Annotated in this window: 14 protein-coding genes; 9 read left to right on the top strand and 5 right to left on the bottom strand. The window is 68.6% G+C overall.

Features of this window, described 5'->3' with window-relative positions; all coding sequences use genetic code 11:
* The first annotated feature begins 410 nt into the window (after positions 1 to 410).
* Positions 411 to 1,523 (top strand): fatty acid desaturase, encoded by a 1,113-nt coding sequence (locus ACZ6DL_RS22930; RefSeq protein WP_466053992.1) that lies wholly within the window; start codon positions 411 to 413, stop codon positions 1,521 to 1,523.
* A gap of 26 nt (positions 1,524 to 1,549) precedes the next feature.
* On the opposite strand, the gene ACZ6DL_RS22935 is transcribed toward ACZ6DL_RS22930, so the two are convergent.
* The 4 genes from ACZ6DL_RS22935 to ACZ6DL_RS22950 all read right to left on the bottom strand — a co-directional run bounded on the left by ACZ6DL_RS22935 (position 1,550) and on the right by ACZ6DL_RS22950 (position 5,831).
* A complete protein-coding gene (locus tag ACZ6DL_RS22935) occupies positions 1,550 to 2,761 on the bottom strand; it encodes a NupC/NupG family nucleoside CNT transporter (RefSeq protein ID WP_466053994.1) in 1,212 nt (403 codons plus the stop codon).
* Between the two features lie 337 nt (positions 2,762 to 3,098).
* A complete protein-coding gene (locus ACZ6DL_RS22940) occupies positions 3,099 to 4,148 on the bottom strand; it encodes an ABC transporter substrate-binding protein (protein ID WP_466053995.1) in 1,050 nt (349 codons plus the stop codon).
* A gap of 2 nt (positions 4,149 to 4,150) precedes the next feature.
* Positions 4,151 to 5,035, bottom strand: a complete 885-nt coding sequence (locus ACZ6DL_RS22945; RefSeq protein ID WP_466053997.1) for an ABC transporter permease — start codon at positions 5,033 to 5,035, stop codon at positions 4,151 to 4,153.
* A complete protein-coding gene (locus ACZ6DL_RS22950) occupies positions 5,025 to 5,831 on the bottom strand; it encodes an ABC transporter ATP-binding protein (protein WP_393235962.1) in 807 nt (268 codons plus the stop codon). The genes ACZ6DL_RS22945 and ACZ6DL_RS22950 overlap by 11 nt, the downstream gene beginning before the upstream one ends.
* Positions 5,832 to 5,988: 157 nt before the next feature.
* On the opposite strand from ACZ6DL_RS22950, the gene ACZ6DL_RS22955 reads away from it, so the two are divergent.
* The 7 genes from ACZ6DL_RS22955 to ACZ6DL_RS22985 all read left to right on the top strand — a co-directional run bounded on the left by ACZ6DL_RS22955 (position 5,989) and on the right by ACZ6DL_RS22985 (position 14,299).
* Positions 5,989 to 7,677, top strand: a complete 1,689-nt coding sequence (locus tag ACZ6DL_RS22955) for an ATP-binding protein (RefSeq protein WP_466054000.1) — start codon at positions 5,989 to 5,991, stop codon at positions 7,675 to 7,677.
* Positions 7,659 to 8,330, top strand: coding sequence for a response regulator transcription factor (locus tag ACZ6DL_RS22960; protein ID WP_466054002.1), 672 nt, complete (start codon positions 7,659 to 7,661; stop codon positions 8,328 to 8,330). Before ACZ6DL_RS22955 ends, ACZ6DL_RS22960 begins: the two co-directional genes overlap by 19 nt.
* Before the next feature lie 188 nt (positions 8,331 to 8,518).
* Positions 8,519 to 9,571, top strand: a complete 1,053-nt coding sequence (locus ACZ6DL_RS22965; protein WP_466054004.1) for a Gfo/Idh/MocA family protein — start codon at positions 8,519 to 8,521, stop codon at positions 9,569 to 9,571.
* A gap of 85 nt (positions 9,572 to 9,656) precedes the next feature.
* Entirely contained in the window at positions 9,657 to 10,547 is an 891-nt protein-coding gene (locus ACZ6DL_RS22970) for a bile acid:sodium symporter family protein (RefSeq protein WP_466054006.1), read from the top strand.
* A 51-nt stretch (positions 10,548 to 10,598) separates the two neighbouring features.
* Positions 10,599 to 12,305 carry a serine/threonine-protein kinase gene (locus tag ACZ6DL_RS22975; protein WP_466054008.1) on the top strand — a complete coding sequence of 569 codons (1,707 nt, stop codon included), beginning with the start codon at positions 10,599 to 10,601 and terminating at the stop codon, positions 12,303 to 12,305.
* A gap of 140 nt (positions 12,306 to 12,445) precedes the next feature.
* Positions 12,446 to 13,240, top strand: coding sequence for a M50 family metallopeptidase (locus tag ACZ6DL_RS22980; protein ID WP_040866344.1), 795 nt, complete (start codon positions 12,446 to 12,448; stop codon positions 13,238 to 13,240).
* 135 nt (positions 13,241 to 13,375) lie between these two features.
* Positions 13,376 to 14,299 (top strand): DUF5995 family protein, encoded by a 924-nt coding sequence (locus tag ACZ6DL_RS22985; protein WP_466054010.1) that lies wholly within the window; start codon positions 13,376 to 13,378, stop codon positions 14,297 to 14,299.
* A gap of 21 nt (positions 14,300 to 14,320) precedes the next feature.
* Here the strand turns inward: ACZ6DL_RS22985 and ACZ6DL_RS22990 are convergent, their stop codons facing one another.
* Positions 14,321 to 14,794, bottom strand: coding sequence for a gluconokinase (locus tag ACZ6DL_RS22990; protein ID WP_466054326.1), 474 nt, complete (start codon positions 14,792 to 14,794; stop codon positions 14,321 to 14,323).
* A gap of 337 nt (positions 14,795 to 15,131) precedes the next feature.
* Here ACZ6DL_RS22990 and ACZ6DL_RS22995 point away from each other — a divergent pair, with 337 nt between their 5' ends.
* On the top strand, positions 15,132 to 16,337 hold the full coding sequence (locus ACZ6DL_RS22995; protein ID WP_466054012.1) for a PucR family transcriptional regulator: 1,206 nt from the start codon (positions 15,132 to 15,134) through the stop codon (positions 16,335 to 16,337).
* The last annotated feature ends 84 nt before the right edge of the window (positions 16,338 to 16,421 follow it).

Raw genomic sequence — 16,421 nt, forward strand, 5'->3', positions numbered from 1 at the left:
GGCGTGGGCAGGCTGGGGCGCGGATGACGAAGCCGGTCGTGGAACCCGCGCTCGAGGGTAGGATGGAGAACCATTTTCGAACAAGCAAGCGCGCCAAGAGGATCGAGGGCTCCGCGGGTCTTCGACCGACGCTTGTTCGCCACCCGCCAGTCGACGAATCACCCAGAATGGAGACGAGTACACCGACGACAGGACAGACCCTCGATGTGGCTCCGTCACGCGACTCGGCATCGAAGGTGGTCTGATCGGTGATCAGTACCGGGACCCTCTCCGGCGGCACCGAGTCACCGCCCACATCGCCGCGGCATCGAGGACTCCCGCACCCTTTCACCTCACGCGCCGATCCGGTCGTGTACGACCGATCGGCAGCGGATTCGTCAGCGGCGGGAAGCCGCAGCAAGGATGCAGTGTTGCCCGAGGAACGGCAAAGCGATGGCATCGCTCCACTTCCTGGTCGAGTACCTCGCTACAGGTTCGCCCCCGACATCAACAATGAGATCAAAAAACTCCGGCAGCTCGACAATTGGCACGGGCCGTTGGCGTTGATCGGCGACTGGGCGGTCATCGCGGCTGTTGTCATCGTGTGCGAGCAGCTATCAGGGTGGATATGGTGGCTCGTTTATCTCACCGTGGGACTGACTGCCATCGCAACCCGGCAGCGCGCGCTCGCGACACTGGTTCATGAGGCCGTGCACGGGACGCTGGCCGCAAACGAGCGCGTCAACAGGTTTTTGGGAACATGGTTCTCGGGGTATGTGATCCTGCAACCGTTCGACGCGTTCCGGCGGAGCCACATCCGCGATCATCACGGCAGTTTCGGCGATGTGCGCACAGATCCGGATTTTCGGGCACATATCACCGCGGGCTTGTACAAGCCGCAATCCGGCGCCGAGTTCGTATGGCGCCACATGGTGATGCCGCTCCTGGGCCGGGAGACGTCGGCCATCGTGAAGGAGTTGAGACTCTCCGGAACCCGGGACGAGGTCCGCCCCGGGTTGGCAGTGGTGTGCTATCTGGCAACGCTGGGCCTGCTCTGCTCGACGACCGGTTACGGAACCCAATTCCTGCTGTACTGGATCATCCCGCTGCTGTTTGTATTCCCACTGATCAACTGGTACATGGCATTGCTGGAACATTTCCCCCTGATAGGAAATAACAGCATAGATCTACATACCACTCGCCATCGCGCGTTGGGGCCGATCTCCTACCATTTCCTGGGTATACACAACGAGGGATACCACCTGGACCACCATCTCTCGCCGATGATTCCGTATTGGAATCTGCCCAAAGCGCATGAAATTCGATTGCTCGACCCTGTTTACGCACGCACCATCGAGGATACCGCACCCGGGTCCAGAACCGTTTTATGGCAATTCCGAGATATTGTGCGTCAGGTTTCGGAGGGCAAGACCAGCGCGCGGCTCGGTGAATTCACCGGTATCGAGCTCATCGAGCGACGAAATGATCGGCCCGGTTCGCCGGAGCCGAAGTCGTTGCCGCTGAAGGGAAAACGTCACCAGTGACGCAATCGGCGACTTCCGTTGCGATACTAACTCAGCAGACCGACGATGGTGGCGGACAGGAAGCTGACCAAGGTGGCGCCGTAGAGCAGGCGGAGGCCGTTGCGGGCGATGACGCTGCCCTGTTTCTCGCTGAGGCTGCGGACCGCGCCCGTGACGATGGCGATGGTGGAGAAGTTCGCGAACGACACCAGGTAGGTGGACACGATCGCGACGGTGCGGTCGGACAGTCCCCCGTGTTGCCGGTTCAACTCCTGCATGGCGACCACCTCGTTGGACACCAGCTTGGTGCCCATGAACCGGCCCGCGGCCGCCGCCTCGTCCCACGGGATGCCGGTCAGCCAGGCGGCGGGGGCGAAGATATGCCCCATCAGATCCTGGAACGTGGTGCCGTGGAACAGGGCGGCGAAGATTCCGTTGATCATCGCCAGCAGAGCGATGAATCCGATCAGCATGGCCGCGACGGTGAAGGCCACCTTGAAACCCACCAAGATGTATTCGGTGAGCATCTCGAAGAACGATTGCGCCTTGCGGCTGTCGGAGATCTCCTCGCCGAGCAGCCGCGCGTCGTCGGCGGCGGTGACCGCGTAGGGGTTGATCAGCGAGCACACCACGAAAGCGCCAAGCATGTTCAGCACGATGGCCGCGATCACGTACTTCGGGTCGATCAGCTGCATGTAGGCGCCGAGGATGCCCGCCGAGACCGTCGACATCGCCGAGGCCGCCAGGGTGTACATCCGCTGCGACGGGATGTCGTCGAGCATGGCGCGCAGCGAGATGAACACCTCGGACTGACCGAGGATGGCGGAGGCGACCGCGTTGAACGATTCGATCTTGCCGAAGCCGCTCACCCATGCCAGCAGCAGACCGAGGTACTTGATAATGAACGGCAGCACCCGCAGGTGCTGCAAGATCCCGATGAGCGCGGAGACGAGCACGATCGGCATCAGGACCGCGAAAAGGAAGGCCGGCCCGCTGCCGCCGACGCTCGGCAGGTCGCCGAACACGAACGCCGTACCCTGTGCGGCATAGCCGAGGATATGGGCGAAAGTATCGCTGACCGCCCGGATCACGGTCCCCCCGATCCCTGTTTTCAGCAACAGGAACCCGAGCGCGATCTGCAGCAGCAACAGGACCGCGATCCGCGGCAGCCTTCCGACGGCGGCGCGGCGGTCGGTACTGGGCAGCCATGCCAGCAGCAGGAAGCACGCCAGCCCGGCGAATCCGATCAGATAACGCACGCGCACCTCGGTCGCCGTGGCGTACACCGGCTTGTGGGACCAACTCTCATGTCGGTCTATGGTGCGGTGTCTCCAAGGTTGAGAAGATCAGCAGCGGCTCCGGAACTCGGTTCCACGAACGAGCAGTGACATCGCCCAGGTGGGAAGGGATCGCGGGCCGACGAGAATTCCATCGAGGCCGGGCGGCTACCGGGGCGGGTTGTACTTCCTCGCGCTGCTCACCTTCGACCGGCAGGCGCTCGAAACCGAACCCGGTGAGGTGAGCGTCTTCGAGCACCGACCGGCCGAGCCGCCCGAGAGCAGCTGGATCTCGGGCGGCTCGGCGGTGCTCACCGGCCTACTGGCGCGGCGCGCGCAACGCCTCCTCCACGAACTGCGTGGTGTAGGTCTCCGACAGGTCGATGCGATCGCGCACGGGACGCACGTTCTTCGAGTACTTGCCGAGAATGTCCAGCACGTTCTGCGCGCCCTCGGGTTTCATCAGGCCGTCGCCGTTGAACATGCCGATGGAGTCGCGGATCGACTGGACGTAGAGGTCCTTGCCCGCACTCGCGTACTGCGGCGGCATCTTCGCGGCGATCTCCTCGGGCGTGTGCGTCCGGATCCATTGCAGCGTCTGCACGAACGCGGCGGCGAGCTTGCGCACGATGTCCGGGTGGGCGTCGATCGTGGCGCAGTTCATGTACAACGACGTCGCCGGGTACAGCCCGCCGAGCGCGGCCCGGGTGCCCGCCTCGGTGCGCATGTCGACCAGAATCCGCGCCTCCCCGGAGTTCACCATCTGCGCCACGGTGGGATCGGTGGTCATGCCCGCGTCGATGCCGTCGTGGTTCATGCCCGCGATGAAGGTCTGTCCCGCGCCGACTTTCACCCGGGTGTACTCGGCGGTCGTCATGCCCTCCTGGCCGGTGAGCGCCTGGGTGAGGAAGTCGGTCGAGGAACCGAGCGAGGTCACGCCCAGCTTCCTGCCGCGCAGGTCGGCGACCGAGGTGATGTCCGTGTCCGCCTTCGACACCAGCTCCACCTCGCCCGGCACATCGGACATCTGCACCACCGAGCGGATGCACTGGTCCTTGGCCTGCAGGTCGATGGTGTGGTCGTAGAACCCGACCACCCCCTGCACATCGCCGGTGAGCAGCGCGGTCTCGGCCGTGGCGCCGGACTGCTCGCCGAGCAATCTCACGTCGATGTCGTTGCGCTCGAAGAAGCCGAGTCGCTGGGTGAGCATGGCGGGCAGATAGATCACCTTCTCCAGGCCACCCACCATGATGGTGATCTGCGGCCGCCCGTCGGCCATCGGAATGGTGCGCGAGTCCCGGCATCCGGTGACGGTCAGCAGTGCCGCGATCGCGACGGCCACGAGCGCCAGCTGCTTGCGATACCTCATGATCAGATCCCGTGGTTCGAGGTCGCTTGCGAGGGCCGCCACTTCAGCAACCGGTTCTCCGCCATGCCGATCCCCCACTCGGCGATCAACGCGATCACCGTGATGACGATCATGCCCGCGTAGATGCCCGCCGAGTCGAACGTGCCTTGCGCGTTGCTGATCAACAGTCCCAAACCCTTGCTGGCACCGGCGTATTCACCCACGACCGCGCCGATCAGCGCGAAGCCGAAGGCGGTGTGCAGGCTGGACAGGATCCAGGTGGTCGCGCTGGGCAGGACGATCGACACCAGCACTTGCCTGCGGCTCGCGCCGAGAATGCGGGCATTGTTGATCACGTTGCCGTCGACCTCGCGCGCCCCGGTGAACGCGTTGAAGAACACCGCGAAGAACACCAGCACCACCACGGTGGCGACCTTTGAGCTCAGGCCGAGCCCGAACCAGATGATGAACAGCGAGGCCAGCACGATGCGCGGAACGGCGTTGAGCGCCTTGATGAACGGCGCGAGCACTTCGGCCCAGTACCGGCTGCGGCCGAGCAGCACGCCCAGCACGACGCCGGCCACCGTGCCGATCACGAAACCGAGCACGGCTTCCTGCACGGTGGTGTAGATCTGCAGCCAGATCGAGCCGAATTGAGTTCCCTCGGTGAACCATTCCACCAACCGCGCCCAGATCAGCGACGGCTTGGAGTAGAAGAAGGGATCGATCCACACCGTGGCGGTGAGTTCCCACGCGCCCAGCCACAGCGCCACCAGCGCGGCGCGCAGGCTCCAGGTGCGGATCCGTGCGCGCCGCCCGGTGGTGCGCACCCTGGCCAGGATCTGCTCTTCGGTCTCGTTCTCCACCACCGGCGCGGCGGCGTCGGCCGCCAGCACGTCATGCGACACGGGAGGCTCCCTTCGCGCGGGCGGCCTCGACCTGATCGCGCAGCGTCTGCCAGATCTCCTGGTAGATGTCGCGGAACTCGGTCGTCAGCCGAACTTCCTCGACACTGCGCGGCCGCGCCAAGCCGACGGGGAAGTCCCCGCAGACGGTGGCCGGGCTCGCGGTCATCACGACCACCCGGTCGGCCAGCACGATCGCCTCCTCCAGATCGTGCGTGACGAAGATGACCGCCGCGTTGGTGCCCGCCCAGACCCGCAGCAGTTCGTCCTGCATGAGCTGGCGGGTCTGCACGTCCAGCGCGCTGAACGGCTCGTCCATCAGCAGGATCTCCGGCTCGTTGACCAGCGTCTGCGCCAGCGCCACGCGCTTGCGCATGCCGCCGGACAGCTGGTGGGGGTAGTAGCTCTCGAATCCGGCCAGGCCCACCTTGCGCACCCATCCCGACGCCTTCGCGCGCGCCTCGGCTTTCGACGCGCCGCGCAGGCGCGGGCCGAGCGCGACGTTGTCCAGCACGCTCTTCCACGGCAGCACCGCGTCCTGCTGGAACATGTAGCCGATGCCGTCCGGGATGCCGTCGACGTCCTCGCCGCGCACCAGCGTCCGGCCGGCCGAGGCCGGTTCCAGCCCGGACACCAGCGACAACGTGGTGGACTTGCCGCATCCGGTCGGGCCGACGACGGCGACGAATTCGCCGGGTCGCACCGTGAGGTTCAGATTGCGCACGGCGGTGTGGATGCCACCGCCGGTGCCGGGGAAGCGCTTGGTCGCGCTCCGCAGCTCGATGAGTGATTGCGTCATTGCTTCCTACTCCTGCGAGATCGGGTAGGGCGAACGTACGTGTCCCCGGTCACACCCCCGAGCTTGTGCGCACAAGCGCCACAAACGCGGGATTCGCAGTTTTTGCGCATTCTGCTCACGCTCCCCGTGCGCGGTAATTCGCGCCTATGCTGCGCCCATGGCCACTGAGGGCGCGCGGGCCGTGCGATTGCGGACCCAGGTTCTGCTGTCGCAGATCCTGGTCGTCGCGCTGACCCTCGGTGTCGCGTTCGCGGTGTTCGGCTACCTCAGCGACCAGCGGCTGCGCGACGCCTACGGCCAGCGCGCGCTGGCCGTCGCGCGCACCGTCGCCGCCGATCCGGTGGTGCGCGCCGAGGTGGGGAGGTACGCGCCGGGGGCGGTCGCCGACGATCCCGCCGTGCGCCGGGAGCTGGCCGCCGGTCCGCTCGAGCGGCTCGCGGTGGACGCGACGCAGCGCAACGGTGCGCTGTTCGTCGTGATCACCGATGACGCGGGCATCCGCCTCGCGCATCCGGACGCCGGACGGCTCGCCGAGCACGTCAGCACCGATCCGTCCGAGGCGCTCGCGGGCCGCGAGTCGATCACCGAGGAACGCGGCACGCTCGGCGACTCGGTGCGCGCGAAGGTCCCGGTGCTCGCTCCCGGTTCCGATCGTGTGGTCGGCGCGGTCAGCGTCGGCATCGCCACCGACGCGGTGCACGATCAACTGCTCGGCGACCTGCGCACCGCGGGCGCGCTGGTCGCGGTGGCGCTCGCGGTCGGCATCGCCGGATCGATCCTGCTCGCCCGCCGGTGGCGGGGGCTCACGCTCGGGCTGGAACCGGACGAGCTGGCCGAACTGGTCCGCGGCCAAGCCGCGGTGCTGCACGGTATCGGCGGCGGCGTGCTCGCGGTCGACGCGTCGTGGCGCACCACCTTCGTCAACGACGAGGCACGCAGGCTGCTCGGTGTCGCGCCGGACATCGGGCGTCCGGTGGACGAACTCGGGCTGACGCCCCGCGTGCTGGAAGTCTTTCGCGACCTCGACGAGCAGCCCGCCTCGGCGACGGTCGGCGCGAACATCGTGATCGTCTCCGCGCGCCGGGTGGTCCGGGACGGGCGCGATCTCGGCGCGGTGCTCACCGTGCGCGACCGCACCGACGTGGAATCGCTGACCCGGCAACTGGACGCGGTGCAGTCGATGAGCACGGTGCTGCGCGCGCAGCGCCACGAGTTCTCCAACAAGATGCACCTGATCAGCGGACTGCTGCACGGCGGGCGGGTCGGGGAGGCGGCGCGGTCGGTCGACGAACTGATCGGTGCGGGCCCGCTCGGCCCGGCGACACCGGGCATCGACGCCATCCACGACGCGTACCTGCAGGCATTCCTGGCCGCAAAGGCCGCGCACGCCAGGGAGAACGGCGTCGAACTCGTACTCGGCCCCAACACCTGGGTCGAGGGCAGTCTCACCGATCCGGTGGACGTGACGACCGTGCTCGGCAACCTGCTGGACAACGCCATGGAGGCCGTCCGCGCCGGGGACCGGGCGGTGCGGCAGGTGGAAGTCGAACTGGTGCAGGAGGATTCGACGTTGCACATCGCCGTCGCCGACACCGGCGACGGCGTCGCGCCCGGCCTGGTGGACACGCTGTTCACCGAAGGGGTCTCTACCCGCGACGACCGCGGCGTACCCGGCGGGCGCGGTGTCGGCCTCGCCCTGATCCGCCAGATCGCCCGCGCCCACGGCGGCGACGTGCGCCTGTCGAGTCCCGGCGGCGGCCCGCCGCCGCTCACCGGCGCGGAGTTCATCGCCCGCGTCCCCGGTGTGCTCGTGGAAAGCGAGGTGCCATGGCCGCGCCGACCTTGACCGTCCTCGTCGTCGACGACGACTTCCGGGTGGCGAACCTGCATGCCGGAATCGTGCGGTCCATACCGGGTTTCACGGTGGCGGGCACCGCCAACACCCTCGCGTCCGCGCGGGAACTGGTCGCGGCGGAGCCGATCGACCTGGCGCTGGTGGACGTCTATCTGCCGGACGGATCCGGCATCGATTTCGTCCGCGAGATCCGCTGCGACGCGATGATGCTCACCGCGTCGACGGAGAGCGAGGCCGTGCGAGCCGCCATCGCGGCGGGCGCGCTGGCCTACCTCGTCAAGCCGTTTCCGCATACCGACCTGGCCGCCCGGCTGGCCGCCTATGCCCGGTACCGGCGCATTCTCGCGGCACCGCAGGTCGACAACGCCCGGGTGTCCGCCGCGCTGCACGCACTGCGTCCCGCGGCCTCCGCCAGCCCGTCGGCTGCCGCGTCCTCGCCCACCAAAGGCGCGGTGCTGCAAGCGATTCTCGCTGCCGACACGCCCCTGTCCGCAGGGGAGGTCGCCACAGCCATCGGCGTCTCCCGGGCCACTGCCCAGCGCTACCTGGCCGGGCTCGTGGCGAGCGGCACGGTGCGCATGAGCTTGCGCTACGGCACCACGGGACGGCCCGAACAGGAGTACTCCGCCGCATCGCGGCGCTGAGCGGGCTGGGTACCGGTACGGTCCCGACGTCTGAACAGCGTGGATCGAAGCCGCCGACCTCGCACGGCGACCCGAGGACCACATGGGATCAGTGGGCTGGTCCACGCCGATCGGAGGCGCTCTCACTCGGCGGACCGGCGCGCAGGTGGCGCCGCCGGGCGCAGCGACCGGCGCGGTAGCGTCGGGGCATGAGCATCCTCGACGTCGCCGTGCTCGGCTACGGCTTGGCCGGGTCGGTCTTCCACGCTCCGCTGATCGCGGCGGAGCCTCGGATGCGAGTCGCGGCGGTGGTCACCTCCTCGGCCGAACGGGCCGAACGCGCACGCGCCGAGCACCCCGGTGTGCGCGTGGCGCCGCACGCCGAGGAATTGTTCGCCACACCGGGCGAAATCGATCTGGTCGTGATCGCGACGCCCAACCGCACCCACGCGCCGCTGGCCCGGCAAGCCCTCGAGGCCGGGTTGCCGGTGGTGGTCGACAAGCCGTTCGCGGTCTCGGCAGACGACGCCGAGGACCTCGTCGCGCGCGCGGAACGCTCCGGCCTGGCGCTGTCGGTCTTCCAGAACCGGCGCTGGGACGGCGACTTCCGGACGGTGCGCGAACTGGTCGAGACCGGGAAGCTGGGCCGGGTGCGGCGGTTCGAGTCGCGGTTCGAGCGGTGGCGTCCGGTGCCGAAGGGCGGCTGGCGGGAGGTCGGCACGGACGAGGAGGGCGCGGGCATCCTGCTCGACCTCGGCAGCCACCTGGTGGACCAAGCCGTGACCTTGTTCGGCCCGGTAGCTTCGGTGTACTGCGAGCTGGACCGGCGGCGCGAAGGGATCACCACCGACGACGACGCGTTCGTCGCGCTGACCCACACCGGCGGTGTCCGCTCCCACCTGTGGATGAGCGCCGTCGCCCCGCACCTCGGACCGCGCTTCCGGGTGCTCGGGTCGGAAGCCGGGTATGTCACCTACGGACTGGACCCGCAGGAGGACGCGCTGCGGTCCGGACGCCGCCCGGATGACGATTCGCCTTGGGGCACAGTCGATGCCGACCGCTGGGGCGTACTCGGCGCGGAACCCGATACCGTCCCGGTGCCTACCGCGCCCGGCGCATACCCGGCGTTCTACTCCGCCATGGCCGCCGCGCTCCTCGACGGCGCGCCGGTACCCGTCGACCCGCGCGACGCCGTCACGACGCTGCGCCTGCTGACGAAGGCACGAGAGTCGGCGGCCCTGGGTGTGACGGTCACCGCCTGACCGGGGCTGGCCACCTTCGCCGCGAGTCGATAACGTCGGTCCCCGGGATCGGCCGGCTCGGCCGCTCGGCGGAGAGGAGACCTCCATGGGTGCAACGATTTTCGCGGTGTTGCTGCCGCTGGCACTGGCCTTGGTGATGTTCGGGCTCGGATTGACGCTGACGACCGACGATTTCGCGCGCGTGCTGCGCTATCCGAGAGCGGCGGTGATCGCGCTGGTGTGCCAGATGGTCCTGCTGCCCGCGGTGTGCCTGGGCCTGATCCGCCTGTTCGGACTCGACGGCGCGCTGGCCGCGGGCATGCTGCTGCTCGCCGCGTCGCCGGGCGGAGCGTCGGCGAACCTGTTCAGTCACATCGCCGGGGGCAACGTGGCGCTGAACATCACACTCACCGCGATCAATTCGGTGCTCGCGGTGTTCACCATGCCGGTGGTGGTGGCGCTGTCCTACGCCTTGTTCCTGGACGGTGCGGGCTCGGTCGGGCTGCGGCCGGACAAATTCGCTCAGGTCTTCGCCATCGTGCTCGTGCCCGTCGCGATCGGCATGGCGGTGCACCGGCGGTTCCCGGAATGGTCGCGCCGGATGCGCGGTGCGGTCAAGATCCTTTCCGTCGTGGTACTCGCGCTGGTGATCGCGGCCGGAGTGGGCTCGAATCTGGACACGTTGTCGGAGCACATCGGAAAGCTGTCCGCGATCTGCCTGTCCTTCGCCGTGATCAGCCTGGCCGTCGGCTACTTCGTGCCCCGGCTCGCGCGAGTGGAAACCGATCAGGCCATCGCCTCGGCCATGGAGATCGGCGTGCACAACGCGGCCCTCGCGATCGCCGTCGCCGCTTCCGTCCTGGACAACGAGACCATGGCCGTGCCCGGCGCGGTCTACGGCGTTCTGATGAACATTCCCGCGGCGCTCGCGGCATATCTGCTGGCCAGACGGGCGCGGCGGGACCAACCCGCGCCCGCGCCCAGCATGGCCGGTTAGCGGGGACAGGCGCTGCGCGAACACGAGAGTGCCCGGTGAGTAGCCTCTCGGATGGTCGTACGCCATGAGAAGGGAACCAGCTGCGCGATGCAACCGCTCGGCATGAACGATCCGGCCAGGATCGGGGACTATCGCCTGCTCGGCGTCCTGGGCGTCGGGGGCATGGGCCGCGTCTACCTCGGACGGAACGCGGGCGGGCGCACCGTCGCGGTCAAGGTCATCCGCCCCGACATGATCGACGCGGAGTTCCGCACGCGCTTCCGGCGGGAGGTCGCGGCGGCGCGCCGGGTCGGCGGACGGTTCACCGCGCCGGTGCTCGACGCCGACGTGGACGCCGATCCGCCGTGGCTGGCCACCGGTTACGTGGCCGGGTTCTCGCTGGCCGACGCGGTCGACCGGTACGGGCCGTTCACCGAGCACGCGCTGCTCGTGCTGGCGCACGGGCTGATCGAGGCATTGACGGCGGTCCACGGCGCCGGGGTGGTGCACCGCGACCTCAAGCCGTCCAATGTCCTCCTGGCTCTCGACGGTCCCAAGGTGATCGACTTCGGCATCGCCCGCGCCGTCGACGACAGTCAGCTCACCACCACCGGAAAGGTCATCGGCTCTCCGGGATTCATGTGCCCGGAGCAGGTGACCGGCGACCCGGTCGGCCCGCCCGCGGACGTCTTCGCCCTCGGCGGGATCCTGGTGTTCGCGGCGACCGGCCACGGACCGTTCGGCGTCGGCGACACCGTGCAGATGCTGTGGCGGGTGGTGTACGAGGAGCCGCAGCTCGACGACGTCCCGCAGCGTCTGCGCCCGCTGGTGTCGGCCTGCCTGACCAAGGACGCCGCGGCCCGCCCTACGCCGGACCAGTTGCTCACCCAGCTCACCGCTCTCGGCATCCCCGAGCGCGGCGGCTGGCTGCCCGCCCCGGTGCTCGAGGAGGTCAGCCACCGCGCAGTGGAGCTGCTGAACCTCGACTCCGGGCCGTTCGACCGCCCGGACCTTCCCGCACCCCCGCATCCCGCGCGCACCGCCGACACCATGATCCATTCGGCTTCACCTGCGCACCCGCACAGCGACCCCGGGCGATCGGCGCCCACGCACCTGCGGCATCCAGGCCCGCCGCAGGCGTCTCCCACGTACACCGGACACCACACCTACCCACCCGCACACCAGAGTTCGCCCCGGTTCGATGCGGTCGCCGCCGAGCCTCATCCGCGCCGCCCCGGCCGCGCCCTGCTCGTCGCGGGCGCGCTCGTCGTCTGCGGTGCCGTCGCCGTCGCGGCGTTCGTGGTCGGCGCACAGCTACGGAACGACGATTCGAACGATTCGATCGCGCAGACCACCCAAGCCACCGGCGAACCTTCCACGGTTACCGCCACGCAGACCGACGATACGACCACGACCAGCAGTAGTCCCTCCGCTACCAGCGTTCCGAATGCGTTTCTCGGCGAGTGGAAAGGTGTGGCGAAAGATCTTCTCGGCAGCTACGACATCATCCTGACACTCAATCCGGGCGACGTAGGTGAACAAGTCGGAGAATCGACCAATACCGGCCGAATCATCGGCTTGAAGTGCGGTCGCGCCGAGACACTCACCGCTTTCACAGCGGAAAGCGTCACATTGAGGGCCGCACTCACTCAGAATCCCGGTGGATGTAACGACGAAGGCGCGTCCTCCCATCTGGAACTGCGGCCAGACGGGACTATTTCCTACCGAACACAGGGCGTGGCGGGGGATATGACCGGGATCCTCACGAGAACCAGCTGACCCGAGTTCCGCGGCCGGGCACGAGCCTGCCCACCCTCTGATACCAGAGGACATGGCCGTGATGGCCGCGTCCGCCGGTGCGTCCCAGCAAGGAACGCATGCCACGAGCGCGGTCGTACGCGGGCGGTTAAGGTGCGGCGGTGGACAGAGCGGAATTCTTCGAGCGCGGCGCCTCCATCGCCGATCGTCTGACGACGACGCAAGCGCAACCGCCGTGGTGGCTGGTGGTGGCGGCCGCGGTGGCGGCACTCGTGCTGGTGGGTTACACCCCGATCTGGCGGCTCACCCGCAATATCGTCACCATCGCGCACGAAGGCGGGCACGCCCTGGTCGCGCTGCTCACCGGCCGCAAGCTCAACAGCATCCGATTGCATTCGGACACCTCGGGACTCACGGTGTCGAGCGGAAAACCCTACGGCCTCGGGATGATCCTCACCACGATGGCGGGTTACCCCGCGCCGCCGCTGCTCGGTCTCGGGTTCGCCGCCCTGCTCGGCGCCAGCCGGATCACGCTGATGCTGTGGACCGCCATCGTCCTGCTCGCCGCGCTCCTGATCAAGATCAGGAATATCTACGGCGGTATCACCGTGCTCGGACTCGGTGCGGCGGTCTTCGTCGTCTCCTGGTTCGGCACCGACACGCTGCAAGCGGGTTTCGCGTATCTGGGCGCGTGGTTCCTGCTGTTCGCCGGGGCGCGGCCGGTGCTCGAGTTACAGCGGGGGCGTTCCCGGCAGCAGCGCGCCCGCTATCACGAGGTCGACTCCGACGCCGATCAACTCGCCAGGCTCACCCGGCTGCCCGGCCTGCTGTGGGTGTTCGTGTTCGGCGCGATAGCCGTGGGTTCACTGCTGATCGGCGCGTGGCTGCTCGTCTCCGCCATCGCCGAGATCTGCCTGCCGGGCGCGCCTTCCGGCTCCTGCTTCGCGTCGCACTGACGCCGCGCTGCGCGACGCGATCGGCTCGGATAGGCTTCGATCCCGCCCTGCGCCACCTACCGCGTGCCGCATCGCCGAATTCATCCACTTCGGCCGTCCCGGCGCGGAATCGCGATTCACGACCCTGGAGCCAGTATGCCGAACATCTTCGCGCGCACGCCGAGTACTGCTGCGCGGCAGCTTTTCTCAGCGCTGACCGCGGCCGTGACGGCGCTGATCCTCACGATTTCGCTCGGTCCGGCGATCGCCTCCGCCGCACCGGCGGCCACGGCCTGCGGCACACCGCTGGCGCCTGCCGAGACGGCCGCTATCGCGGAACTGTCCGACACCGGCACGCTGACCGGTTCCGGGCTGCGGCAATTGGAGGAAGCCGTCGACCGGCACCGGCGGATCACGGAGATCCTGGTCGCCCACCGCGATCCGCGCGGGGTGTTCGCCCTCGGGCTCGACGCGGTCGAACGGGCCGCCGTCCTGCCGCTACAGCGCGACCCCGCGTCGTTCGACGACCCGGAGTGGGCGCATCGGATCAGTCTCGAACTCCTGTCGCGCTTCCTGCGCACAGTGCACGCCGAATTCACCGGCGCACCCGTCGACCCGCACTGGGCCCACTATTTCGCCTTGACCAGCCGCTGCGAGCTGTCCCCCGCGCGCGTGGCGATGGCCGGGTACAACGCGCATCTGAGCGTCGACCTGTCCTATTCCGTCGCCGCGGTCGGCAGCACCGCCGCCAACGCGGGCGACTATTTCCGCATCGTCGACGCGATCGCCCAGCACGGTGCGCTGATCGTCGACGCGACCAAAGCGGTCTACGGCGGCGACCTCGGCCCGCTGTGGCGCTTCTACTTCGTCGGCGAGGGCTTGGACCTGGTAGTCGGTCGCGGGGTGGCGACCGGCCCCTTGCTCCGCCTGGCCGACGCGGGCGCCAACGTCGTCATTCTCTCGAACGGATTGGCCATGCAGGATCCGGCCGCGGCACCCGTCGTGACCGCCGAGATCGACACGTTGTGGCGCGGCCTCGATCTCGCTTTCGAGGTTTTGTCGGATCTCGGCGGCCTCTAGCGGGCGAACTCGACGCGCGGCTCACCTGTCCAGCGCCGCCACGGCTTGCCGGACCACCTCCTCGGGCGGGCGTGCCGCATCGATGGTGCCGCCGTTCTCGTCGGGACCGAGCGGCTCCAGGGTGGCCAGCTGGGAATCGAGCAGGCTCGGCGGCATGAAATGCCCGCGACGTCCGGTCACCCGCCGCTCGAGTTCGGCGCGCGGCACGCTCAGATGCAGGAAGAACGCCTCGGGGGCGGAGGCGCGCAGCCGGTCGCGGTAGATCCGTTTGAGAGCCGAGCACGTGACGACGCCGCCCCTGCCGGATCGCTCGGCCATCCAGGCGGCCAAGGCGTCGAGCCAGGGTGCGCGGTCGGCATCGTCCAACGGCGCCCCCGCCGCCATTTTCGCGACGTTCGCGCGCGGGTGGAAGTCGTCGCCTTCGGCGTACTCGACCCCGAGTGCGTCGGCCAGGCGGGAGCCGACCGTCGTCTTTCCCGAACCCGACACCCCCATCACGACGATCACCGGTACATCGTGCACTCGAACCTCCTTCCCCCCATGGCGGCGGATCTGTCGTGCGCGCGGACTTGTCATCGGCAACAACCTAGCGGGCGAGCACTTCGTCGGCCCGTGCAGTGACGATCCGCACCGCCCGCGGCTAGATTTCGAGGACCGAGACTGCGGCCCGCCGATTTCGTTCTGTATCAAGAGATTTGAAATTCGCGCGGACCGGATGGGAAGTACGAATGTACGCGAAGACGCAATGCACGGACCTGGTCCGACATCCACACCGCGACCGCACGCCCGAGCTACGGGCGGCCCGCGGCGGAGGCGGAGTCTGAGCAGCGGCATGCCATCCCCACGCAGCACCGCCGCGGCGTCCGCCGAGCTCGTCCCGGCTACCGAGCACATCGTGCGGCACCTGCTCGGCATCATTCCCCGGCGGCACGTGGAGCGCGGGAACCTGCTGTGCGAGGAGATCCGCGCCACCGTCACGCACTGCCTCGATCTGGTCGCGTCCGTCGATCCCGAGCGACCGGCGCGCACGGTCCGCATCTTCGAGGCCGCCACCCGGTGGGCCGGGGTGGGAATTCCGATGGACACCGTCCAGCATCTCGTCCACGAGGGATTCCGCCTCTATCTCGACGACCACCTGCGGTACGCGCAGACCGTGCGGCACGACGACATCCGCGGGCTCTTCGACGCGCTGCACGCGGTGACCACGACCGTATCGCTCGCCTACCTGTCCGTCGCGCCCGCCGCCGAGCAGACCGCTCCGCATGCCGTCGCCGTCGCACTGCTCAGAGGACACCACCCCGCGAAGGTCTACCGCGAGTACGGCATTCCGGTCGCCGACCGATACACCGTGCTCGCCGTGGCGGTCGACCGGCCCACCGAGGAACGTCCCGGCCGACGCCCCGGCGACGGCTACAGCATCCGGCAGCGCATGCAGATCTGCCTCGCCGTGCACTGCGGCGGGCATGTGCCCGCCGTGCTCAGCGCGATCGGCGGGACGATTCTGGTACCGGAGTCGCTGGTCGCCGCGAACGAACTCGACGCCTTGGTCGCCGCGCTGGCCACGGCGGTACCCGCCCCGCTCACCGCCGCCGCCATGACCGCCGAGCCCGACCTGGTCCCCGGCGCCGCCGACCAGGCACACGAACTGCTCGACATGGTCCGGCGCCTGCGGAACCCGCCGGGTCTGTACCGTTTCGAGGATCTGGCCCTCGAATACCAGCTCACCCGGCCGGGGCCGGGACGCGATCGGCTGGCGGCGCTGCTCGACCCGCTGGAGGGCCATCCCGAGCTGTTCGACACCCTGCGCGAGCACATCCGCAACGACTTCAACCGCAGGCGGACCTCCCGGACGATGTATCTGCACCCGAACACCGTGGACCATCGTCTCAAGCGCATCGGCCGCCTCACCGGCCTGGACACCGCCGTTCCGCACGTGCTGTACCGATTACGCGCCGCGCTCATCGCACGGACTTACACGCGGCCGGAATCGCCGACACCAGGCGAGCGCCGAACCCCCGCCGCTGGTGAATCTCGATAATCCGGCGACATCGCCCCATGCTTTCCCCGTGATCCGCACGGCGCGAGCGGAGCGATTCGCCCATTTTTCGACCGACTAGGGTCA

The organism is Nocardia sp. NPDC041819 (assembly GCF_055590505.1).